The organism is Oleiharenicola sp. Vm1 (assembly GCF_047777955.1).
Classification (GTDB): domain Bacteria; phylum Verrucomicrobiota; class Verrucomicrobiia; order Opitutales; family Opitutaceae; genus Didemnitutus.
In genome coordinates this window covers 2,974,375-2,997,772 of the sequence record NZ_CP180537.1, presented here as the reverse complement: position 1 = coordinate 2,997,772, position 23,398 = coordinate 2,974,375, and the positions used below count along the sequence as shown (strand labels likewise).

The window sequence follows — 23,398 nt, the reverse complement described above, 5'->3', positions numbered from 1 at the left end:
CCCGCGCCGCTCCACGCCGCGATCCTTTCTTTGCGCGCCCAGCCGATTAGCGTCAGCCGGGCCTTTTGGAGGGCTTTTAACTCTCCCGAAACGATCGCTGCGTCCTGGTCGTGCAGTAGCAGCCGTAACCCTCTGGGTAACTGCATCAGTGCGGAGCCCGAAACTGGCCCCGGACCTGACTCGGCTCGAACGCGGTTTCTACTTCGCGCCTCGCCGCACAGTTCCTAGTCGCATGACTGGATCGGTTGCGACACCGTCCAGAGGAACTGGTGACATATGCCTGTCCCCGCTATTCGCAGAGGAGGGGACGACCACACCAGTTGCGGCCGCCCTTTCCCCGGTTGCCCGGGATTATCCCAGCCGCGCCTTCGACGGGTTTTTCATGCCGCCGCGCTGCGACTGTTCTATCAAGGAACGTGGATAATGTGCGCCGGCGCGCATCGGAAGTCTACCGGTTCTTACCACCAAGTTGCTCACCTAGGCGCGCGGTGAATAACTTCTGAGCGGCACGTTGCTCACGGGTTGTTCACAGCAAATCCCGCGCTGCGCATCGGTTGTCCGTGGGGTGGGGGAAGGACCGTCCGGCGAGCGGGATGCACCGCCCGCCGCCGGTTGAAAGAGCATTGACCGCGGACGCGATTTTCCGACTTCTCAACCGCTTCGCGTCACGCCTTTGTCACGCGCTTTTCATGCCTGATCCGTGCCAGCTGCCCATCTACGAACTCGAGTCGAAACTCGTGGCGTCGCTGCGCGCGCAGGGGCGGTTGATCGTCCAGGCGCCGACCGGCTCGGGCAAGTCGACGCAGGTGCCGCAGATGCTGCTCGCCCACGGCCTGCTCGGCGAGCGGGGCGAGGTGGTCGTGCTGCAGCCGCGCCGGCTCGCCGCGCGCATGCTGGCCAAGCGCGTGGCCGAGGAGGTCGGCACTCGCCTGGGCGACGTCGTCGGTTACCAGATCCGCCTGGACTCGCGCGTGAGCGAGGCGACGCGCATCCGCTTCGTCACCGAGGGCATCCTGCTGAGGCAAATGTCCTTCGACCCGACGCTGCGCGGCATCAGCGCGATCGTGTTCGACGAGTTTCACGAGCGCCACCTCTACGGCGACATCTCGCTCGCGCGCGCCATCCAGATCCAGCAGACGCGGCGCCCCGACCTGAAGCTCGTCGTGATGTCCGCCACGCTCGACGCGGCGCTGCTCAAGGACTACCTCGCGCCGTGCGAGGTGCTCACGTCGCAGGGGCGCACCTTCCCGGTGCGCGTCGACTACCTGCCGAAGACGGTGAATTTCGAGCACGATCCCGTCTGGGCCGTCGCGGCGCGCGAGTGCGAGCGCATCGCGGCGCAGACGTCGGGTGACATTCTCGTGTTCATGCCGGGCGCGTTCGAGATCGGCCGCACCGTGCAGGAGATCCAGGGCTCGCACGCGCTCCGCGGCTTCGCGTGCTTCCCGCTGCACGGCGAGCTGCCGCCCGAGGCGCAGGATCGTGCCGTCGCCCGCTACGAGACGCGCAAGATCATCGTCTCGACCAATGTCGCGGAAACTTCCCTCACGATCGACGGCGTGACCGCGGTCGTCGACAGCGGCCTCGCCCGCGTCGCGCGCTACGATCCGCACCGCGGCATCAACACGCTGTTGATCGAGAAGATTTCCGTCGCGTCCTCCGACCAGCGCGCCGGCCGCGCCGGCCGCACCGCGCCCGGCGTCTGCCTGCGGCTGTGGACCGACCGCGAACACGCCCAGCGCCCGCTGCAGGAGCTGCCCGAGGTGAAGCGCCTCGATCTCGCCGAGGTGGTGCTGACGCTCAAGGCCGCCGGCATCGACGACATCTACGGCTTCCCTTGGCTGGAGAAACCCGAGCCCAAGGCGCTCGAGCGTGCGGAAACCCTGCTGGAGGACCTCGGCGCGCTGCACGGGCCGCAGAAGGCCATCACCGAGGTCGGCCGGCGCATGCTGCGCTTCCCGATGCACCCGCGCTACGCGCGGATGTTCCTCGCCGCGCAGGATTACGGCTGCGTGCGCTCGGTCGCGCTGATGGCGGCGCTGACGCAGGGGCGCAACTTCCTCCTCCGCGGCGTCGACCGCCGCACCGAGGAGGCGCGCGAGGAACTCTTCGGCGCGGAGAGCGAGTCGGATTTCTTCCTGCTCATGCGCGCGTGGCGCTACGCGGACAAGGCGAACTACCACATGGATGCCTGCCGCCGCCTCGGCATCCACGTGCAGGCGGTGCGGCAGGTCGGCCCGCTCTTCGAACAGTTCCTCGAGATCGCCGCGGCGGAAAAACTCGACGTGGCGGAGAAGCGCATCGACGGCGTCGCCGTGCGCAAGTGCGTGCTGCTGGGCTTCAGCGACCACCTCGCGCGCCGCCTCGACAAGGGCACGCTGCGGTGCGAACTCGTGCACGCGCGCAAGGGAGTGCTCGCGCGGGAGAGCGTGATCCAGCATTCGCCGCTGTTCGTGGCCGCCGAGATCACCGAGATCGAGAGCCGCGGCGAAGTGAACACGATCCTGAACCTCAACACCGCCGTCGAGGAGGCCTGGCTGAAGGAGCTGTTCCCGGAGGATTTCCAGGACGCCGGCGGCGTGGTTTACGACGAGACGCAGCGCCGCGTGCTCGCGCGCAGGGAGCGGCGCTTCCGCGACCTCGTGCTCGAGTCGAAGCAGACCGCCGACGAACCGCCGGAAGGGCAGGCGGCCGCGCTCCTGGCGCGCGAGGTCCTGGCCGGCCGCATCGAACTCACCGAGTGGAACGAGTCGGTCGAACACTGGATCACGCGGGTCAACTGCCTGGCCAAGTGGTGGCCCGAGCTCGAGGTCAACCCGATCACCGACGCCGATCGCGCCACGTTGATCGAGCAGATTTGCTACGGCAGCTACGGCGCGCGCGAGCTGAAGGACAAGCCGGTCATGCCCGTGTTGCGCGACTGGCTGCTGCCGGAGCAGCTCGCCGTCCTCGACGAGTATCTGCCCGAGCGCATCGAGATGGCCAACGGCCGCAAGGCCCGGGTGCGCTACGAAAAGGACGGCCCGCCCGTGCTCAGCGCGCGCATCCAGGAACTCTACGGCGTCAGCTCCAAGTTCACCCTCGGCCACGGCCGCGTGCCGGTGAAGATCGAGGTGCTGGCCCCGAACCAGCGCCCGATCCAGGTCACGGACGACCTGTCGAACTTCTGGCGCGACCAGTATCCGAAGATCAAGACCGAGCTGTCCCGCCGCTACCCGCGGCACGAATGGCGCTAGGCTATGACGCCGTGAGGCGTTGAGCCGGTTTCGCGACCGGCGCAAGTTGCCCTCGCCCCGATGTCCGCCGCTCCTTCCACGCCTCACCACGCCATCGACGAACTGCCGCAGCTCCGCGCGGAGGTGCGCACGCTGGGTGCCCGACTGGGCTCGATCATCGAGCGCCTGGAGGGCACCCCGACGTTCCAGCTCGTCGAGGAGCTGCGCGGGCTGGCCAAGGAGAGTCGCGCCGGCAAGACGGCCGCGGCGGAGAAGCTCGCCGCGCGCGTCCGCCGCCTTTCGCCGCGCCAGGCGCTGAACCAGGCGATGGCGTTCACGCTCTTCTTCGAACTGGTCAATCTCGCCGAGGAAAACTTCCGCATCCGCCTGCTGCGCGCGCGCCGGGCCGATCCCGAGCACCGCAAGGAGTCCATCGCCGCCGCCGTCGCGGAGCTGAAGCGCCGGGGCGTGTCGTCCGCGGAGGTGCAGGCGGTGCTCGACCAGCTCGCCATCGAGCTCGTGTTCACGGCGCATCCGACCGAGGCCAAGCGCCGCACCTTGCTGACCAAGCTCGCGGCGCTGGCCGAGGTGCTGCGCCACACCTCCGTGTCCGCGATGGCGACGAGCCCGGAGATCGAGCGCGAGATCGTGTCGCTCTGGCTGACCGACCGCGGCCGCCCGACGCCGCCGACCGTGATCGACGAGGCGCGCACCGGACTGTGGTATTTCGAGCGCACGCTCTACCATGTGCTGCCCGAGCTGCAGCGCGACCTCGCGGCGGCGCTGGCGAAACACTACCCGACGGTGCGCCCGCCGCAGGGCTGGCTGCGCTTCGGCTCGTGGATCGGCGGCGACCGCGACGGCAATCCCTTCGTCACCGGCGACGTCACCCGCAGCGTGCTGAAGCTCGAACGCGACCTCGCCCTGACCGCCATGGGCCGCGGCCTCCAGCGCCTCGGCTGGTCGCTCACGCTCTCCTCGCTGCGCGAGCCGGCGGCCCCGGCGCTGGTGCGCCTGGCGGAGAAGCTCGGGCGCAACTCGCCCGACTGGGACGAGATCAAGCGCCGCCACGAGTTCGAACCGTATCGCCTGCTCGTCTTCACGCTGCGCTCGCGCCTGCGCGACCCGAAGCATCCGCTGACGGAGCCGGAGCTGCGCGAGGCGCTCGCCGCGATCGACGCCAGCCTGCGCCGGAGCCGCGCCGCGGTGATCGCCGACGGCACCCTGCGCGACGTCGAGAGCCGCGCCGCGACCTTCGGCCTGCACACGGCCCGCCTCGACCTTCGCCAGCACTCGGCGTGGCATGCGCGCGCGGTCGCCGCGCTGCTCGGGCGCGACGACTATCCCGAGCTGCCCGAAGCCGAGAAGTGCCGCCTGCTTTCGCGCGCGATCAAGGCCCCGCCGCCGGCGCCGTCCGACGCCACCGGCGACCTGAAGGCCGCGTTGGAGTCCCTCGACGCCGTGCGCGGCGCCCCGCCCGAGGCGCTCGGCATCTACATCGTCAGCATGACCAACGACGTCTCGGATCTGCTCGAAGTCGTGCTGCTGCAGACGGTGGCGGGGACGAACCTGCCGGTGTCGCCGCTGTTCGAGACGCTCGACGACCTGCAGAACGCGCCGCGTGTGCTGGAGCAGTTGTTCGATAATCCGGTTTACCGGCGCTGGCTGAAGCGGCAGCGCAACCACCAGCACGTGATGCTGGGCTATTCCGACAGCAACAAGGACGCCGGCTTCCTCGCCGCCAACTGGGCGCTCTACGAGGCGCAGGAGACCATTTCCGCCGTCGTGCACGGCCGCGGCATCGGCCTGACGCTCTTCCACGGTCGCGGCGGCAGCATTGCGCGCGGCGGCGGTCCGGCGGCCAAGGCCGTGCTGGCGCAGCCGGTGGGCCTGAAAAACGGCGGCATCCGCATCACCGAGCAGGGCGAGGTGCTCTCGACGCGCTACCACGACGTCGACATCGCGCACCGCGTGCTGGAGCAGATGGCCTACGGCGTCATCCTCGGCTCGCAGGCGGCGCGCGCGGAGCGCACGCCTCTGGCCCCGGACTGGCCGGCGGCGATGGCGGCGATGAGCGCCCACAGCACGGAGGTTTACCGCGCGCTGGTGCACGATCCGGAGTTCCTGACCTTCTGGCAGCAGGCGACGCCGATCGACGAGATCGGCGAGCTGAAGCTCGGCTCGCGCCCGTCCTACCGCAAGGCCGGCCCGCGCACGCTGGCGGACCTGCGCGCGATCCCGTGGGTTTTCTCGTGGATGCAGAGCCGCTTCAACCTGCCCGGCTGGTTCGGCCTCGGCTCCGCGCTCGAGCAGCACGCCGCGCGCGACGGCGGCCTCGAGCAGCTGCGCACGATGTATCGCGAGTGGCTGTTCTTCCGTCTGCTGATCGACAACACCCAGCTCACGCTCGGCAAGGCCGACCTCGGCATCGCGCGCATCTACGCCGGCCTGGTCGAGGACGCGACGCTGCGCGAACGCATCTTCGAGCGCATCGCGGCGGAGTTCCGCCGCACGGAGAAATGGGTGCTCGCGGTCGCCGGGCAGAATCACCTGCTCGGCGGCGAGCCCGTGCTCGCGAACTCGATCAAGCAACGCAATCCCTACATCGACCCGCTGAACTACCTGCAGGTGGAGATGATCCGCCGCCTGCGCGCGGGAAAACTGTCCGACGCCGCGCGCCGCGAAGCCAAGCGCGTGATCGAGCTGACGGTGAGCGGCATCGCCGCGGGGTTGAAGAACACGGGGTGAGAGCAGGTCCGGATTTATCCGGACCGGGTATGCGTTCGTAGCCTTGGGGCCGGCTGAAGCCGGCCCTACTTTGCGTTCACGAAGACCAGATACATCGCGGCCTGTTCGGGGTTGGCCTGCTCGGTATTCGGCCCGAGGGTGAGGCTGGTGGCGGCGTCGAGGCGGCGGGCGAAGAGCGAGAGCGTGACTCCGTTCACGACGAGTTGCTCGCCCGTCGGCGCGAAATCGCCAAGCCACGGCGGGCGCGGCAGGCGGTCGTCGTGGGCGATCGTCACGACCGCGGGAGCGGCGGTGGCGAGTTCCATCAGGTCGACGGCGTGATAGCGGGCATCGCGGTTGTCGACCTGCACCCAGTCGGCGCCGGAGAGGGCGGCGGGCAGGGCCTTGAAGGGCGACTCGACGTCGACGTAGGCGTTGCGGCCGTTCTGCGCGTTGGTCTCGATGTGGACGATCGAGGCGTTGGGTCCGGTGTAGTTGAAGGTCTTGATGAAACGGCCGGCCTGGCCCGCGGGGATGGCGGCGACGGCGTCGGCGCGCGGTGCGAGTTCGGCGGGCTGGCGCTGCGGGGCGGCGGGCAGGGTGAACTTCGGCCACGCCGGCGGCTCGTCGGCGGCCACCGTGCGCGGCGTGAGGGTGATGGCCGCGGATTGCAATCCGGCGGAGCTCGCGCGGACAGTGACCGGGCCGGTCGCGGTCAGGCTGCGCAGCGCGACGCGGTTGATGCCGGCCTCGAGGTCGAGGAAGGTGTGGTTGATGGAGTCGATTTTACCGCTGTTGTAGCCGCCGCGCCAGACGGCGGGGCCGGCGACGGCGAAGTCGACGCGCTGCTGGAAGGTCGGGACGCGCTCGCCGCGGGCGTCGACCGCCTCGACGTCGAGCAGCGCGATGTCGGCGCCGTCGGCGCGCCAGCCGTCGGGGCCCGTGATCGGCGTCAGGCGCAGTGCGACCGCCGGGCCGACGGTGTGCTTCGCGGTGGTGGCGGCGGCGCGGCCGGCCCGGTCGTAGGCGACGGCCTTGATCTCGCCGGGTGCGAAGGCGACGTCGCGGAACGTGTAGAGAAAACGGTTCTCCGGCTGCGCGCGACCGAGGGAGCGGCCGTTGAGGAACAACTCGACCTCGCCGCCGGTGTTGGCGGCGACGTAGACGGTTTTCTTCGTGCCGGCCGGGTAGGACCAGTGGCCGACGAGGTGCACGCGCGGCGTGTAGGTGAACATCACCTGGCAGACGAAGTAGGCTTCCTTGGGCAGGCGCACGCCGTCGACCTCGCCGCTGGTGCGGGCGACTTCCACCGCGACGCGGCCGCCGCTCGTGCTGTCGGAGAAGATCCAGTTGGCGCCGCCGGCGTGGTTGCCGGCTCCGAGCTTGGTGACGTAGTGCTTCACCTGGTTCACCGCGAACTGCTCGGAGGTGAGCTGGTAGGTCTGGCCCTTGGCCTCGGGGTAGCCGAAGTTCGGCGGCGAGGCGTCGTCCCAGACGCGGCGGGGCGACTCCTCGCGGTCGTATTCGCCTTCGACGACGGGCAGGCGCGCGATCTCGCGGCCGCCTTCGGTGCCGATGCCGACGTCCATGAACTCGGCCGTGATCTGGTCGGCGCGGCGGTGGGCGTAGGCGCGGCCGCCGTGCGGATCGTAGCGGTCCATCAGCGCGCGCAGTGCGGCAGCGTGCTCGCGCGTGACCTTCTGGTTGCCGCCTTCCCAGATGAAGATCGACGGGTTGTTGCGGTAATAGATCAGCACGTCGCGGAAGTTGGCGAGGCGCAGCGCCCACGCGCCGCCGACGGTGTCGTGCTCGCCGTCGCCGGCGGGTTGCAGCGTGACGATGCCGAGCTCGTCGCCGGCGCGGATCTGGGCGGGGCCCGCGGGCGTGTGGCCCCAGCGGATGAAGTTGCCGCCGGCGTCGTGCATGAGCTGCGAGGTGTAGGCGTGCAGCCAGTCGGGCAGGGCGGCGCCGAGGCCGGGCCACTCGTTGGTCGGCTTCTGGCCCCAGCCGTGGAGCTTGGTGTGCGCACCGTTGATCCAGAGGCCGGTGGCGGCGTCCCAGCGCACGGCGCGGATGCCGAGGGGGATCTCGGTGCGGTCGATCACGGCGTCCTTGGTGCGGAGCTCGATCGCGCAGCAGTAGACGTGCGGGTAGCCGGGCTCCCAGAGGCGCGGCTGCGGGAGCTGGGCGGTGAACTTGAAGGTGTTCGTCTCGCCGGCGGCGAGCGCGACGTCCTGCGCGCCGCGCCAGACTTCGCGGCCGTCGGCGTCGAAGAGCGCGGCGGCCACGGTGAAACAATCGTCGGTCGGGCGCTCGTTGCGCGCGGGGATTTCGAGCGCGAAGTCGGCGGATTCGGCGGTGACGTTCGTGGCGTAGGCGTAGGGCCCCTCGGTTTGGAGAAACGAGTAGAGCGGGAGCGTGACGTGCAGCGGGTCGGTGACGTGGAGGCGGACGTTGCGGTAGATGCCGCCGTGGGCGGGATGCCAGTGCGGGTTGTTCCACGGAATCTGGTCGGCCTGGAGTTCGTCGAGCGTGGCGGGGATGGTCTCGTTGAACTGCTGCGAGAGCTGGCCGAGGTTGGGATGGGTTTTCTCGTTCGTGGCGGCCTGCGGCGCGAGCGACGGGTCGAGCGGGTCCTTGGCGAAGCGGTTGTCGACCCTCACGGCGAGGACGTTCGGCGCGTCGAAGCGCAGGTGCGGCGTGAGGTCGAAGCCGAACGGCGTGAAGCCGCCTTTGGCGGTGCCGAGCTTCGTGCCGTTGAGGTAGACTTCGGCGACCTGGCGCACGGCCTCGAATTCGATGAAGACCTTCTTGCCGCGCCACGCGGCGGGGGCGGCGAAGTGTTTCCGATACCACGTGCGGCCGCTCCACTGCTCCTGCTCGCCGCGGTGGCCGGGGAGCGACCAGTTGTCGAAGGTGTCGACGTCGTTGAAGGTGTGAGGCGTCGTGACGGTGGTCCAGGCGGCGTCGTCGAACCCGGGCGCGGCGGCGCCGGCGGGATCCGATTTCGTGAAGCGCCAGTCGGCGTTGAAGTTGACGGTGAGGCGCTCGGCTCGGAGGGTGAGCGCAGCCGTGAGCGCGAGTAGAACGAGGGGCAAACGCATAGGGGTGCGGCAAGGCTACGGGAAGCGGTTGCGGAGCAACAATCGCGAAACGTCTCATACGCGGCCCCTCAATGGAGGGATGCGCACCGTGGGGCAGCGGCGCCGGGGCCGGTCCGCTTCTTCGGGAAAACGGTCTCGTCGCCGCAGGAGCGGCGGCGAGCTCAGGGCCTTGCGGCGAGGAACTCGGCGACGACGCGGTTGAACTCCGCGGGAACTTCCTGGAGCGCGCCGTGGCTGGCACCGGGAAAGATGTGGAGCTGGGCGTGCGGCAGGCCGGCGGCGATGGCGCGCGTGCTCGGCTCGGGAATCATGTCGTGCTCGCCCGCGAGCACGAGGGCGGGGCAGGTGATGCGGCGGAGATCGGCGGGCGTGATGGGCGTCTGGTCGACCATGAGCACGAGGTGCTGCTCGAGCTGGAGCAGGCGCGGCGCGCGGTCGCCGGCGGCGAGCTTGGCGCGGACGCCGGCGAGTTCCGCGCGCATGCTGGCGAGGTCCTCGGGCTTGAGGGCCGCGACGTCGAGATTGGCGCCGGAGAGGGCGATGCGGCGGACGCGCTGCGGGTGACGCAAGGCGAGCTGCAGGGCGACGATGCCGCCGTCGCTCCAGCCGATGACGTCGGCGGGCGAGGCGTGGAGTTGCGCGAGCAGGGCGGCGACGTCGTCGGCGATTTTCTCGTAGGTGAGGGAGTCGCGCCCATTTCGCTGCGGCCGTGGCCGCGGCTGTCGACGGCGATGACCTGGCGCGTCGCGCGGAAGAAATCGATCTGGTGCCGCATGGCGGCGAGATTGCCGCCGTTGCCGTGCAGGACGACGAGCGGCGCGCCGGAGCCGTAGGTCTCGTAGTAAAGCCGGATGCCGTTGACCGCGGCGTAGTGGCCGTGCGCGGCGTCGTTGCCGTAGTTTGGCGCGACGCCGGCAGCGGGGGCGGAGTCGGCGCGGAGAAGCGACGCGGTGGCGAGGAGGGCGCTGAGGAGGACGAGGAGGCGCGGCGGCATCGCGGCTTTCTCGGCGGGGCCCGGCGACCCCGCCCTACATTCTTGGGTTTGCAGGCCGGAAGCCGGCGCTACTTCTTTTTCCCGTTTTTCGGGACGATGTTGAGGTAGGTCTTGGCGAGCATCTGCGACTCGTAGAACTCGACCAGGCGGACGCCTTCGCGCGGCTTGATCAGGTCCTTCTTCGTCGCGTGGTCGATCTGCTGTTTCACGCGGCGGCAGAGTTCTTCCCACTGGTATTGCACGCCTTCGATGACGTCGGCGACACGGGAACCGGCGAGCGCCTCCTCGATGTAGAAGCCGTTGGGCTCGTCGTCCTCGAGGAACACGTGGACCTCGTTCACGCGGCCGAAGAGGTTGTGCAGGTCGCCCATGATGTCCTGGTAGGCGCCGGTGAGATAGATGCCGAGGTAGTAGGACTGGCCGTGTTTCAGCGGGTGGAGCTGGAGGTAATCTTTTTGGTCCTGCAGGTCGATGAAGCTGCCGATCTTGCCGTCGGAGTCGCAGGTGATGTCGACGAGGATGGCGTTGACGGTCGGCTTCTCGTTGAGGCGGTGCAGGGGCGTGACGGGGAAGAGCTGCTTGAGCGCCCAGGAGTCGAGGAGCGACTGGAAGACCGAGAAGTTGCAGACGTATTGGTCGGCGAGGAGTTTTTTGAGGTCGTGCAGCTCCTCGGGCTGGTAGCCGGAGGCGTTGCCCTCCTTGTCGATCTGCTCGCAGATCTGCCAGAAGATCTGTTCGGCGGCGGCGCGGTTCTCGAGGTCGAGGTAACCGAGGTTGAAGAGCGAGAAGGCCTCTTCCTTTTTCTGCAGCGCGTCGTGGTAGCGCTCGAGGCGGCCGAGCTTGGCTTTGTTCTTCAGCAAGACCTCCATGTCGGTGACGATCTTGTGCTTCGACTTCGGCTGGTGCTGCTTGCCGAGGGATTCGCGCTTGTTGATGCGCTCGAAGACCTCGACGACGAGCATCGAGTGCGGCGCGGCGACGGCGCGGCCGGACTCGGTGACGATGTCCGGCAACGGCACGTCCATCGCGGTGCAGATTTCGCGGACGTTGAAGACGATGTCGCGGGCGTATTCGTCGAGGGAGTAGTTCATCGACGACTCGAAGTTCGTGCGCGAGCCGTCGTAGTCGATGCCGAGGCCGCCGCCGCAGTCGAGGTAGCCCATCGGGAAACCCATCTTGAAGAGTTGGCAGTAAAAGCGCGCGGCTTCGGTGACGGCGGCCTTGATCGTGATGATGTTCGGCACCTGCGAGCCGATGTGGAAATGCACGAGCTTGAGCGCCTGCTGCATCTTGGCGGCGCGGAGCTTCTCGACGGCGAAGAGGACTTCGGCGGTGTTGAGGCCGAACTTGGCGTTGTCGCCGGTGGAGGAGGACCACTTGCCTTCGCCGCGCGTCTGCAGCTTTACGCGGAAGCCGATCATCGGCTTCACGCCGGTCTCCTTGGCGAGGCGGATGACGCTGTCGACCTCGGAGAGCTGCTCGATGACGATGATGATCTTCTTGCCCAGCTTGCGGCCGAGGAGGGCGAGCCGCATGTAGTCGTCGTCCTTGTAGCCGTTGCAGATGATGAGGCGCTGGTTGCCCTCGTGCATGGCGAGGGCGATCATCAGCTCGGGCTTGGAGCCGGCCTCGAGGCCGTAGTTGAAGTCCTTGCCGGCGGCGACGATCTCGTCGACGACCTCGCGGAGCTGGTTGACCTTGATGGGGAAGACGCCGCGGTATTCGCCCTTGTAGCCCTCGTCCTTGATCGCCTTGCGGAAGGTCTCGTTCAGCTGGACGACGCGGTGGCGGAGCTTGTCCTGGAAGCGGATGACGAGCGGGGCCTTGAGGCCCATGCTCACGGCCTCGTCGACGACGTCCATCACGCGGATGCTGCGCCCGTCGGCGATGGGCTCGACCTGGACGAAGCCCTCCCCGTCGACGGAGAAATGATTGGCACCCCAGCGCTTAAAACCGTAGAGGTCCTCGGATTGAGCGGCGGACCAGTTAGAGGCAGATTTGGTCTTCAAGGCAGTGTGCGAACGGAGGCTTGCTTTTTGTTGGGCTGGTTAGATTAATCGCCGTTTTAATTTTTCAATTCAGTCGAAGAATCAATGACCAAATTCTCCTCCTTCCTCGCCCAGGCCCAACCCGCCGCTCCTTCCGGTGGCTCCATGCTCATGCAGATGCTGCCTCTGGTGCTCATGTTCGGCGCGATGTATTTCCTCCTGATCGCCCCGCAGCGCAAGAAGCAGAAGGAGCACGAAAAGATGCTCGGCGCCCTCAAGGCCGGTGACGAAATCGTCACGACCGGCGGCATCTACGGCGTGATCACCAGCGTGAAGGACGACCGCTTCGTCGTCCGCATCGGCGCCGACAACCAGAAGGTCGAAATCGGCAAGGGCTTCGTGCACGCCCTCGTGAAGAAGACCGACGGCGCCGCCTGAGCGCGCCGCGCGGCGCCACGGCCGCCCCCGCCGCGCCGCCGGCGCGGTTTCTACCCTTTAACAACAAACACCCATGCTCAGTCGTAATCTCTGGAAACTGATCCTGTCCGCCGCGATCCTCGCGTGGGCAGTATCCTCGATGCTCCCGCTGAAGGACCGCGATTTCGGTCAATTCGTCCGCAGCGAGGCCGAGGCGAAACAAGCCGACTTCAACAAGCTCATGACGAAAGTCGCCGAGCGCGTGCAGGCCGGCCAAGCCCCCAGCGTCTTCGTCGCGCTCAAGCAGATCGCCCGCGAGGAGAAGATCGACCTCTCGCAATACTTCCCGCAGGTCCGCCTCGAGGCGAACCTCAAGAACATCGAGAAGCGCAACAACATCCTCCTCGACGAGCTGCTCCGCCGCTCCAAGGGCCGCCTCCAGCTCGGCCTCGACCTCAAGGGCGGCGTCGCCTTCACCCTCGAAGTCGACGAGCAGGTCGCCGCGAAGTTCAACGAGAGCACCCGCAAGGAAAAGCTCGAGAAGGCGATCGAGATCATCGGCGCCCGCGTGAACAGCCTCGGCGTCGCCGAGCCCATCATCCGCCCCGTCGGCGACACCCGCATCGAGGTCCAGCTCGCCGGCGTCACGACGAAGGACAACCCCGAGGTGATGAACAGCCTCAAGAAGCCGGCGCGCCTCGACTTCCGCATGGTGCACCCCTACGCGGCCCCGCCGCAGGAAGTGCCGCCGGGTTACGAGCCGCTGACCCTCGAGAACGAGGGCCGCAACGGCGAGACCTACACCGAGGAACTCTACGTCAAGCGCATCCCCGAGATGACCGGCTCCGGCGTCGCCGATTCCTACCCGGTCATGGACGAGTTCGGTCGCTTCAAGATCATCCTCCGCTTCACCAAGGAGGGTAAGGAGCAGTTCGCCCAGGTCACCAAGGCCATCGCCGACGAGGGCCAGCGCGCCGGCCGCCTCGGCCGCCTCGCCATCGTGCTCGACGGCAAGCTCTACTCGGCGCCGACCGTCCGCGAGCAGATCAACAGCGACAGCGCGGAAATCTCCGGCTCATTCTCCCAGCGCGAGGCCATCGACCTCGCCAGCGTGCTCAACAACCCGCTCGACCTCCCGCTCGCGGTCAAGGAGCAGAACGAAGTCGGCCCCTCGCTCGCCACCGACGCCGTCTCGAGCGGCGTGCGCGCCTCGCTCATCGGCACCGTCGCCGTCTGCGCGTTCATGGTCACCTTCTACGCCACCGGCGGCATCGTCGCCGTCCTCTCCCTGGCGGTGAACATCGCCATCATCCTCGGCGTCATGGCCAGCATCGGCGTGACGATGACGATGCCCGGCCTCGCCGGCATCGTGCTCACCATCGGCATGGCGGTCGACGCGAACATCCTGATCTTCGAGCGCATGCGCGAGGAGCTCGCGCTGGGCAAGTCGCTCAACAACTCCAACCAGGCCGGCTTCGAGAAGGCGCTCACCACCATCCTCGACGCCCACTTCGTGCAGCTCATCATCTGCGCGATCATGATCTGGCTCGGCACGGGCCCGATCAAGGGCTTCGGCTTCACCCTCCTCATCGGCGTGATCTCGACGCTCTTCTCCGTGCTCATCACCGGCCACATGCTGATGGAGATGCTCGTCGATGCCGGCCTGCAGAAGATCACCATGCGCCGCATGCTCGGCGACCTGAAGGTCGACTTCGTCAAATACGGCAAGCCCGCCGCCATCGGCTCCGTCGCCCTCGTGCTCGTGAGCATCGCCTACGTCGTCTACCAGGGCGACCGCATCTACGGCATCGACTTCGCCGGCGGCGACCAGATCACCGCCAACTTCACCACCAAGATCGACGCCGCCGCCATCCGCCGCGTCGCCGAGCAGAGCGGGGTGGGCGAGGTGAACATCACCTACGCCAGCGACCTCGGCAGCGGCAAGGAACAGCTCAAGTTCGAGACCGCCTACGGCAAGTCCGACCAGCTCCTCTCCGCCCTCCAGAAGGCCTATCCCAACGCCGGCCTCGTCAAGCAGGGCGGCAGCCAGATCGGCGCGACCATCGGCAAGGAGATCAAGTGGAACGCCATCCTCTCCGTCGGCGTGTCGATGCTCGTCATCCTCCTCTACATCGCCTTCCGCTTCGAGTTCGGCTTCGGCATCGGCGCCATGGCGTCGACCCTGCACGACATCCTGATGAACATCGGCATCTTCGTGCTCTTCGGCCACAAGTTCTCCGCGCCCATGGTGGCGGCGATCCTGTGCGTCGCGGGCTACTCCATCAACGAGACGGTCGTCGTCTTCGACCGTATCCGCGAGGAGCTGAAGCTCAACCCGACCGGCAACCTCCGCGACGTCATCAACCACGCGATCACGAAGGTCTTCGCCCGCACGATCATGACGGCGACGACCACCTTCCTCGCCGCGCTCGCGCTGTTCACCTTCGGCGGCGGCCAGCTGCACGACATCGCCTTCACCTTCCTCGTCGGCATCGTCACCTCGACGTTCTCGGCCATCTTCATCGCCGCCCAGGTCTTCTACTGGTGGCACAAGGGTGACCGCAAACACGTCGAGGCCCACCACGACATCGCGCCCAAATACGAGTGGGCCGGCTCTTCCCGCGCTTCGGAATAAGCTGACCGGGCGCGCCGCGTCCGCCTCAGCTGGTTTCCGCAAGCGCGGAGTCGGCCGAGGCGGCGTGCGCCCATCAGGCCATGCGCTGGAATTATACGCCGGTCCACGCGGAACGCGTGGCTGAACTCGCGCGCCAGCTCGGCACGAACGAGATCGTGGCCGAGCTGCTCATGCGCATCGGCCATGTGGAGCCGGAGCCCGCGACGCGGTTCCTCCAACCGACCCTCGCGACGCTCGCCGATCCGTTTCTCGTCGCCCATCTCGACGCCGCCGTCGCGCGCCTGATCCGGGCGCTCGAGCGCCGCGAGAACGTCATCGTGCTCGGCGACTACGACGTCGACGGCGTCAGCAGCACCACGCTGCTCGTCGACGTGCTGCGCCGCCTCGGTCTGCAGCCGCGCTACGTCGTGCCGCGCCGCCTCGAGGAGGGCTACGGCCTCACCCGCGTCGCCATCGACCGCGCGCTCGAGGTCGCGAAGCCCGACCTGTTCGTCGCGCTCGACTGCGGCACCAACTCGCACGACGAGGTCACGCACCTGCGCTCGCTCGGCGTCGACGTGATCGTGGTCGACCACCACCGCTCCAAGGAGACGCCGACCTTCGACGCGCTGCTGATCAACCCGCACGTGCACAACGTCACCGACGACCACTCGTGGCGCCACTGCTGCACCGTCGGCCTCGTTTTCAAGCTCCTGCACGGCCTGCTCAAGCAGCTGCGCGCCCAGAATTACCCCGGCGTGATGGACATCCGCCTGCGCGACTACCTCGATCTCGTCGCCATGGGCACGATCGCCGACCTCGTTCCGCTCGCGGGCGAGAACCGCATTTTCGCCAAGCACGGCCTGCACGTGCTCGCGGCCACGCAGCGGCCGGGGCTGCGCGCGCTGATGAACGTGGCGGGGCTCAAGCCGGAGAACGGCCTCGCGCCGGTCGACATCTCGTTCCGCCTCGGCCCGCGCATCAACGCCAGCGGCCGCCTGGCCGACGCCTCGCTTTCGGTCGACCTCCTGCTCAGCCAGGATCCCGCGTTCTGCCGCACCGCCGCGCAGCAGCTCGACGACCTCAACAAGGAGCGGCAGGAGATCGAGCGCCAGATCACCGAGCAGGCGGAAACCTACGTCGAGAAGCAGTTCGCCGAGGCGTGCGGCTTCGTGCTCTACGACGAATCCTGGCACCCCGGCGTCGTCGGCATCGTGGCCGGCCGCATCTCGCGCAAGTTCAACCGCCCCGCCATCGTCCTCGGCAACGAGGGCGACCTCGCCAAGGGCTCGGGTCGCGGCGTCAGCGGCGTCAATCTCGTCGAATTGCTCGGCGGCTGCCAGGGCATGCTCGAGAGCTGGGGCGGGCATCCGATGGCCGTCGGCGTCGCGCTGCGCAAGGCGCGGATCGAGGAGTTTCGCGCGCAGTTCAACGACGTCATCCGCGCGCGCCGCGGCCTCGACGCCTGCGAGCCGGTGATCGAGCTCTCCGGCTGGCTCGACGGCCAGCAGGTAACCGAGAAGCTGATGGACGAGCTCGACCAGCTGCATCCGTTCGGGCAGGGCAACCCCGAGCCGATCTTCGGCGTGCGCGGCCTCCGGCTGCGGTCGCGTCCGGAGATCTTCAAGGAGCAGCACTTTCGCTTCACCGCCGAGGACGTCCGCGGGCGGCGCCTGAGCGGCGTCGCCTGGAAGCTGGCCGATCGCCTCCCGCCCGCCGGCCAGCCGCTCGAGCTGGCGGTGCAGCTCAACTGGAATTTCTACGCCGGTCGCAAATCCCTGCAGCTCGAGCTGCTCGACTGGCGTGTCGCATGAAGCCGGACCGCGCGCGAAACCGCGCTTGTCACGGCGATGGGGGACGGACTTGTTGAGGCGCACCGGGCATGTTTGAAACGCTGCTGAAGTATTTTCAGGGTTCGCCGCTGGCCCTCTGGGGGCCGTTCGGCGTGTTGATCCTGTGCGGCCTCGGCCTGCCCTTGCCGGAGGACGTCGTGCTGATCTCGGCCGGTGCGCTGGGGGAGATCGACGGGCGTTCCTGGCTGCAGGTGAGCGGCGTGATGTATGGTGGCGTGATGATCGGCGACTCGACGATCTTCCTCACCGGCCGCTACCTCGGGCAACGGCTGCTCGCGACGCGTTGGTTCCAGCGCTACCTGTCGCCGGCGAAGCAGGAGCGCGTCGAGGCGCACTTCCACCGCTTCGGCTCGATGGTGCTCTTCGTCGCGCGCTTCCTGCCCGGGCTGCGCGCGCCCGTGTTCTTCACCGCCGGCTCGCTGAAGGTGCGCTATTGGAAATTCCTCCTCTTCGACGGCCTCGCCGCGCTGGTCAGCGTGCCGGCCTTCGTCTGGCTGGGGCATTGGCTCTGGGCGAATTTCCACGACGACCTCGAAGGCCTCGAGCGCGTCCTGGCGCGTTCGCATTGGTATTCGCTCGGCGTGACCGGTGGCATCATCGCGATTGTCGGCGTCGGAATCTACCTGCGCCTGCGCCGCCGATCCGACCTGCGCGACTGAGGCGCAGCTTGCCGGGGTGCGCCGGCAAATGCACGGTCGGAGAAAAATTCTGCTTGCCGCCACCCGGCGAAGTTCGCTTAGTTCGCCGCTCTGTTACGCAGCCGTAGCTCAATTGGATAGAGCATCTGACTACGGATCAGAAGGTTTGGGGTTCGACTCCCTACGGCTGCGCCACTCTCCCGCCCCGGTCGACGCAAGTTGACCGGGGCGAATTGTTTTCCGGGCCGCCCAGCGTCGCTGCCGGTCGGGTGGGGGAGCGTGACGAGACACCGCCTTGCGAGGGGATCACTCGGCCCGGATGGTTTTCGTTGACATCTATAATTGGCCTTTAATTTATCGCAGGCGAAAAATGGCTACCCCGTCACCCCAGTTCGATTTCTCGGTGCTGCGCACGTTGCGCGAGCAGCGGGAGCTGACGCTGGCGCAGCTCTCCGAGGCGTCCGGGGTGTCGGTGGCGGTGATCTCGAAGCTGGAACGCAACCAGCAGTCGGCGGAGCTCGAGACGCTCTACCGGCTGGCGCGCGCGTTCGGCTTGAGCGCGACGGATCTGATGGCGATGGCCGAGTCGCAGCTCGCGCACCGCACCGCCGAGAAGGTTTACCGGTCGGGCGACTTCAAATTCCGCCAGATCAAATACGCCAATGTCGTCGCCCACCTCGGCAGCGCGCCGGCCGGTGCGAAGGTGAACCGTCCGGAGATCCACCACGACGACACCGAGGTGTGCTGGGTGACCGAGGGCAAGCTGCGCCTCACGCTGCCGCACGAGGAGTGCATCCTTGCCGCGGGCGAGAGCATCCAGTTCGACGCCATCCAGCAGCACACCTACGAGGCGTTGGCCGACTCGCAGTTCGTCATTCTCCACCTCCGCAAAGACAAACGCTACTGACCCGCCGCTTTCACCCCATGCGCATCGACGCCCAGCTCCGCCCCGCCGACCTCACCGCCGCCCTCGCGCGTTTCTGGCCGCTCTCCGGCCAGAAAATCGACTCGATCTTCACCCGCTACGATCCCGCGAAGGGCTCGCCCGTCTTCACCGTCGCCGGCCAATACACCGCGCGCGGCTGGACGGAGTGGACCGAGGGCTTCAACTACGGTTCGGCCTTCCTCCAGTTCGACGCCACCGGGGAGCAGCGCTTCGCCGACGCTGCGCAGAAGCTCACGGTCGACCGCATGGCCTCGCATGTCTCGCACGTCGGCGTGCACGACCACGGTTTCAACAACCTCTCCACCTACGGCAACTGGCTGCGCCTCCAGCGCGAGGGCAAGCTCCCCGCCACGCACGTCGACTTCTGCGCGCTGGCGCTGAAAGCCTCCGGCGCCGTGCAGGCCGCGCGCTGGTCGCCGATCTTCGGCGGCGGCGGCTACATCTACTCGTTCAACGGCCCGCACTCGCTCTTCGTCGATACGATCCGCTCCGTGCGCATCCTCATGGTCGCGCACCGGCTCGGCCACCGCCTGATGGGCGAGAACGACGCCGCGCACTCGCTGCTCGAGCGCGGCCTGCAGCACATCGACGCCACGGCGAAATTCTCCATCTACTACGGCGAGGGCCGCGACAGCTACGATGTGCCGGCCGAGCGCGGCCGCACGACGCACGAGGCGGTCTTCAACCGCAACGACGGCCGCTTCCGCTGCCCGAATTCGCAGCAGGGCTTCTCCGGCTTCACCACGTGGACGCGCGGCCTCGCCTGGGCGATGGTCGGCTTTGCCGAGGAACTCGAGTTCCTGAAGACGCTCAGCGATGCCGAACTCGCGCCGCTCGGCGGCCGCGCCAAGTGGGAGGCCGTGCTCCTCAAGGGCGCCAAGGCCACCTGCGACTGGTTCATCGCCCACACCGCCAGCGACGGCATCCCGTATTGGGACGGCGGCGCGCCGCACCTGCACCGCCTCGGCGACTGGCGCTCGCGCCCGGCCGACCCCTTCAACGACTTCGAGCCCGTCGACTCCTCCGCCGCCGCGATCGGCGCGCAGGGTCTGCTCCGCCTCGGGCGCTACCTGGGCGAGAATGGCGACGGCAAATCCTACTGGCAGGCCGGCCTCACCACGATGCGCACGCTGCTGAGCGATGCCTACCTCGGCACCGATCCGGCGCACCAGGGCCTGCTCCTGCACACCGTCTACCACCGCCCGAACGGCTGGGACTACATCCCGCCGGGCCGGAAGGTTCCGTGCGGCGAAGCCTGCATGTGGGGCGACTATCATCTCCGCGAGGCGGCGCTCTACCTCCAGCGTGTGATCGAGGCCAAGCCCGACTACACCTTCTTCGGCTGCGTGGCCTGAGCGACCCGTCATGAATGCCGCGCCGCTCCCCGACCTCTCGCGCCTTTGCGTCCACACCATCACCACGAAACCGTGGCCGATCGAGGCCGCTGCCGCTAAGTTCGCGGCCGCGGGCGTGAAAGGCATCACCGTCTGGCGCGACGCTCTCGCCGGACGCGACATCGCTCAAACCGGCCGGCTCCTCCGCGATCACGATCTCAGCATCGTCTCGCTCTGCCGCGGCGGCTTTTTCCCCGCGCTCACCGCCGAGGGCCGCGCGAAGGCCCTCGACGACAACCGCCGCGCCATCGCCGAGGCGCACGCGCTCGGCGCGCCGCTCATCGTGCTCGTGTGCGGCGCCGTGCCCGGCCAGTCGCTCGTCGAGTCGCGGCGACAGATCGTCGACGGCATCGCGGCGCTGCTGCCCGATTGCCAGGCCGCCGGCGTGAAGCTCGCCATCGAGCCGCTGCACCCGATGTATGCCGGCGACCGCTCCGCCGTGAACACGCTCGGCCAGGCCAACGACATGGTCGAGCAACTGCGCTCGCCCTTCGTCGGCGTTGCCGCGGACGTTTATCATCTCTGGTGGGACCCGGCGCTCGAGCGCGAGATCGCCCGCTGCGGGAAACTCGGTGCGCTCTTCGCCTACCACGTCTGCGACTGGCGCACGCCGACCGTCGACCTGCTCAACGACCGCGGCCTCATGGGCGAGGGCTGCATCCCGCTCCGCCAGATCCGCGCGTGGGTCGAGGCGACTGGTTACCGCGGCTTCAACGAAGTCGAAGTTTTCTCCACGCGCCTCTGGGCCACCGATCAGGACGAGTATCTCGCCAAGATCGTCCAAGCCTACCGCGACCACGTCTGAACCCCAGCTTGCCCTCTCTCAACTCTCAACCCTCAGCTCTCAACTTAATGAAAACCCACACCCTCGGCATCATCATGAACGGCGTCACGGGACGCATGGGCACCAACCAGCACCTGATCCGCTCGATCAAGGCGATCATCGACCAGGGCGGCGTGAAGCTCTCCGACTCCGAAGTCATCATGCCCGATCCGGTCCTCGTCGGCCGCAGCGAGGAAAAGCTCCGCGCCCTCGCCGCCCGCACCGGCGTGAAGCGCATCTCCACCAATCTCGATGCCGAGCTCGCGAATCCCGCGAACCAGATCTACTTCGACGCCACGCTCACCGGCCAGCGTCCGGTCGGCGTCCGCAAGGCCATCGCGGCGAAGAAACACATTTACTGCGAGAAGCCCACCGCGACGACGTCCGCCGAGGCGCTCGCGCTCGCCAAGGAGGTCGCCGCCGCCGGCCTCAAGAACGGCGTCGTGCAGGACAAGCTCTGGCTGCCCGGCCTCGTGAAGCTGAAGTGGCTCATGGACCAGGGCTTCTTCGGCAAGATTCTCTCCGTGCGCGGCGAGTTCGGCTACTGGGTCTTCACCGGCGAACACGAGAAGCTCCAGCGCCCGTCGTGGAATTACCGCAAGGAGGACGACGGCGGCATCATCGTCGACATGGTCTGCCACTGGCAGTATGTGATCCAGAATCTCTTCGGCGACATCAAGAGCCTCACCTGCCTCGGCGCCACGCACATCCCGCAGCGCTGGGACGAGGCCGGCAAGCCCTACAAGTGCACCGCCGACGACGCCGCCTACGCGACGTTCGAGCTCACCAACGGCGTCATCTGCCACTTCAACTCCTCGTGGACGACCCGCGTTGACCGCGACGACCTGCTCACGCTCCACGTCGACGGCACGCACGGCACTGCCGTCGCCGGCCTGCGCGACTGCAAGGCCCAGTCCATCGCCGCCACGCCGCGCTGCGTCTGGAATCCCGACATCGACAGCCCGATCAAGTATCGCGACGGCTGGATGCGCGTGCCCGACCAGGGCGTTTACGACAACGCGTTCAAGGTCGAGTGGGAACTCTTCCTCAAGCACGTCGTCACCGGTTCGCCGTTCCAGTGGAATCTCTTCGAAGGCGCCAAGGGCGTCCAGCTCGCCGAACTCGCCCTGAAGTCTTGGGCCGAGCGCCGCTGGGTCGACGTCACTCCGCTGAAGTAACTAAACGGCCCACGGAACACACTGAACACACGGAAACCGATCCGATCTTCCGGCTTTCCCACGCCGCCCGACACTTCTTCCGTGTGGTCCGTGTATTCCGTGGGCCAAATTCCTACTGGGTCTCTTTTCGTGTAATTCGTGTGTCTCGTGGTTTCCCCAATTCCTCTCTCCCATGTCTAAAATAGCACTCGTCACCGGCGGCTCGCGCGGCATCGGTTTCGGCATCGCCGAGAAACTCGCGGCGGAAAAATGGGACCTCGTCGTCAACGGCGTTCGTTCCGAGGACCAGGTTGCGGAACCGCTCGCGGCGCTCGCGCGGCACGGCGTCCGCGTCGCCTACGCGCGCGGCGACGTCGGCTCGGCCGAAGGCCGCGCCGCCATTCTCGCCGTCTGCCGCGAGTTCACCGGCGGTCGTGCGCTCAACCTCCTCGTCAACAACGCCGGCGTGGCGCCGAAGGTCCGCGCCGACCTGCTCGAGACCACCGAGGAGAGCTACGACTACGTGATGAACACCAACCTCCGCGGCGTGTTCTTCCTCACGCAGGCCGTCGCGCGCGACATGGTCGCGGCCCGGAAGGCCGACGCCGCGTTCTTCGCCGCGATCGTGACCGTCAGCTCCGTGTCGGCGACGATGGCGAGCATCAACCGCGGCGAATACTGCATCGCCAAGGCCGGCCTCGCCATGCTCAACGAGCTCTTCGCCGCCCGCCTGGGCGCGGACGGCATCCCGTCCTACGAGGTGCGTCCGGGGGTCATCAAGACCGACATGACCGCGGCGGTGACCGAGAAATACGACAAGCTCATCGCCGGCGGCGCCTTCGTGCAGCCGCGCTGGGGCTTTCCGGACGACGTCGGCCGCGCCGTGGCCGCGCTCGCGCGCGGCGACTTCCCGTATTCGACGGGGCAGGTGATCCTCGTCGACGGCGGCCTGACGATCCCGCGGCTCTAGCCAAAGCCCTCGGCGCGCAGGGGTTTGGGAGGCGATTGGCCCGTGCCGCCGGGCAAGTGGCGGCCCCCGGGAGATTTCCTTTGACACCCCCTCGCGCGACTCTCTTCTTCTATCGCTTTTATGAAAGTCGTTTCCTCCATCAAATCCGCGAAGACGCGTCACCCGGACTGCCAAGTCGTCCGCCGCAAAGGCCGGATCTACGTCATCAACAAGACCGACCCGCGCTACAAGGCGCGCCAGGGCTGATTAAACCGATTTTTCCCGCCATGAAAGCCCAAGGCCATCCTGCTTTGAACAACGTTTGCTTCCTCGATATCGGCACGGGCAAGCGTTTCCTCACCAAGTCGACGATGAAGTCCGCCCGCACCGAGACCATCGACGGCAAGGAATACTTCGTCATCGTCCGCGACGTCACGATGGACTCGCATCCCGCCTACACCGGCGAGAAGCGCCTCGTCGACACCGCCGGCCGCGTCGAGAAGTTCACCTCGAAGTTCAAGCGCGGCGCCGCCAAGAAATAAGCGCGCGCGAAGCGACTTTCCCGAAGCCCTCCCGATG

At 67.7% G+C, this 23,398-nt stretch carries 16 protein-coding genes, 1 tRNA gene and 1 pseudogene; 15 read left to right on the top strand and 3 right to left on the bottom strand.

What is annotated here, in order from left to right; all coding sequences use genetic code 11:
• The first annotated feature begins 689 nt into the window (after window positions 1–689).
• The gene (gene hrpB / locus ACMYLB_RS14575) at window positions 690–3,236 is read left to right on the top strand and encodes an ATP-dependent helicase HrpB (protein ID WP_415907699.1); all 2,547 of its coding nucleotides are present in this window, start codon (window positions 690–692) and stop codon (window positions 3,234–3,236) included.
• Window positions 3,237–3,296: 60 nt separating this feature from the next.
• Window positions 3,297–5,963, top strand: a complete 2,667-nt coding sequence (gene ppc, locus ACMYLB_RS14570; protein WP_415907698.1) for a phosphoenolpyruvate carboxylase — start codon at window positions 3,297–3,299, stop codon at window positions 5,961–5,963.
• A gap of 65 nt (window positions 5,964–6,028) precedes the next feature.
• Here ppc and ACMYLB_RS14565 read toward each other — a convergent pair whose 3' ends face one another.
• Window positions 6,029–9,046, bottom strand: a complete 3,018-nt coding sequence (locus tag ACMYLB_RS14565) for a sugar-binding domain-containing protein (RefSeq protein ID WP_415907697.1) — start codon at window positions 9,044–9,046, stop codon at window positions 6,029–6,031.
• A 161-nt stretch (window positions 9,047–9,207) separates the two neighbouring features.
• Window positions 9,208–9,732: pseudogene (locus ACMYLB_RS14560) on the bottom strand (alpha/beta fold hydrolase); the annotation flags it as partial.
• A 23-nt stretch (window positions 9,733–9,755) separates the two neighbouring features.
• Here ACMYLB_RS14560 and ACMYLB_RS14555 point away from each other — a divergent pair.
• Window positions 9,756–10,148 (top strand): hypothetical protein, encoded by a 393-nt coding sequence (locus tag ACMYLB_RS14555; RefSeq protein WP_415907696.1) that lies wholly within the window; start codon window positions 9,756–9,758, stop codon window positions 10,146–10,148.
• On the opposite strand, the gene speA is transcribed toward ACMYLB_RS14555, so the two are convergent.
• Complete coding sequence (gene speA, locus ACMYLB_RS14550) at window positions 10,109–12,049, bottom strand: biosynthetic arginine decarboxylase (RefSeq protein ID WP_415907695.1); 1,941 nt, start codon at window positions 12,047–12,049, stop codon at window positions 10,109–10,111. The two genes, ACMYLB_RS14555 and speA, sit on opposite strands and share 40 nt — an antisense overlap.
• 84 nt (window positions 12,050–12,133) lie before the next feature.
• Between speA and yajC the strand changes: the two genes are divergently transcribed.
• The 12 genes from yajC (at window position 12,134) to ACMYLB_RS14490 (ending at window position 23,361) form a co-directional block, all read left to right on the top strand.
• On the top strand, window positions 12,134–12,466 hold the full coding sequence (gene yajC / locus ACMYLB_RS14545) for a preprotein translocase subunit YajC (protein WP_415907694.1): 333 nt from the start codon (window positions 12,134–12,136) through the stop codon (window positions 12,464–12,466).
• 73 nt (window positions 12,467–12,539) lie between these two features.
• Complete coding sequence (gene secD / locus ACMYLB_RS14540) at window positions 12,540–15,080, top strand: protein translocase subunit SecD (protein WP_415907693.1); 2,541 nt, start codon at window positions 12,540–12,542, stop codon at window positions 15,078–15,080.
• Between the two features lie 80 nt (window positions 15,081–15,160).
• Window positions 15,161–16,873, top strand: a complete 1,713-nt coding sequence (gene recJ / locus ACMYLB_RS14535; protein ID WP_415907692.1) for a single-stranded-DNA-specific exonuclease RecJ — start codon at window positions 15,161–15,163, stop codon at window positions 16,871–16,873.
• A gap of 68 nt (window positions 16,874–16,941) precedes the next feature.
• A complete protein-coding gene (locus tag ACMYLB_RS14530) occupies window positions 16,942–17,571 on the top strand; it encodes a DedA family protein (RefSeq protein WP_415907691.1) in 630 nt (209 codons plus the stop codon).
• 97 nt (window positions 17,572–17,668) lie between these two features.
• A tRNA-Arg gene (locus ACMYLB_RS14525) sits at window positions 17,669–17,745 on the top strand.
• Between the two features lie 175 nt (window positions 17,746–17,920).
• Entirely contained in the window at window positions 17,921–18,457 is a 537-nt protein-coding gene (locus ACMYLB_RS14520; protein WP_415907690.1) for a helix-turn-helix domain-containing protein, read from the top strand.
• Between the two features lie 17 nt (window positions 18,458–18,474).
• Window positions 18,475–19,851 carry a glycosyl hydrolase gene (locus ACMYLB_RS14515; RefSeq protein ID WP_415907689.1) on the top strand — a complete coding sequence of 459 codons (1,377 nt, stop codon included), beginning with the start codon at window positions 18,475–18,477 and terminating at the stop codon, window positions 19,849–19,851.
• A gap of 10 nt (window positions 19,852–19,861) precedes the next feature.
• The gene (locus ACMYLB_RS14510; protein WP_415907688.1) at window positions 19,862–20,695 is read left to right on the top strand and encodes a sugar phosphate isomerase/epimerase family protein; all 834 of its coding nucleotides are present in this window, start codon (window positions 19,862–19,864) and stop codon (window positions 20,693–20,695) included.
• 47 nt (window positions 20,696–20,742) lie between these two features.
• Window positions 20,743–21,891: a Gfo/Idh/MocA family protein gene (locus tag ACMYLB_RS14505; protein WP_415907687.1), complete on the top strand. Its 1,149-nt coding sequence runs from the start codon at window positions 20,743–20,745 to the stop codon at window positions 21,889–21,891.
• Between the two features lie 172 nt (window positions 21,892–22,063).
• Entirely contained in the window at window positions 22,064–22,840 is a 777-nt protein-coding gene (locus ACMYLB_RS14500; RefSeq protein WP_415907686.1) for a 3-ketoacyl-ACP reductase, read from the top strand.
• A gap of 120 nt (window positions 22,841–22,960) precedes the next feature.
• Complete coding sequence (gene ykgO, locus ACMYLB_RS14495; RefSeq protein ID WP_415907685.1) at window positions 22,961–23,086, top strand: type B 50S ribosomal protein L36; 126 nt, start codon at window positions 22,961–22,963, stop codon at window positions 23,084–23,086.
• Between the two features lie 20 nt (window positions 23,087–23,106).
• A complete protein-coding gene (locus ACMYLB_RS14490) occupies window positions 23,107–23,361 on the top strand; it encodes a type B 50S ribosomal protein L31 (RefSeq protein ID WP_415907684.1) in 255 nt (84 codons plus the stop codon).
• Window positions 23,362–23,398 lie beyond the last annotated feature (37 nt).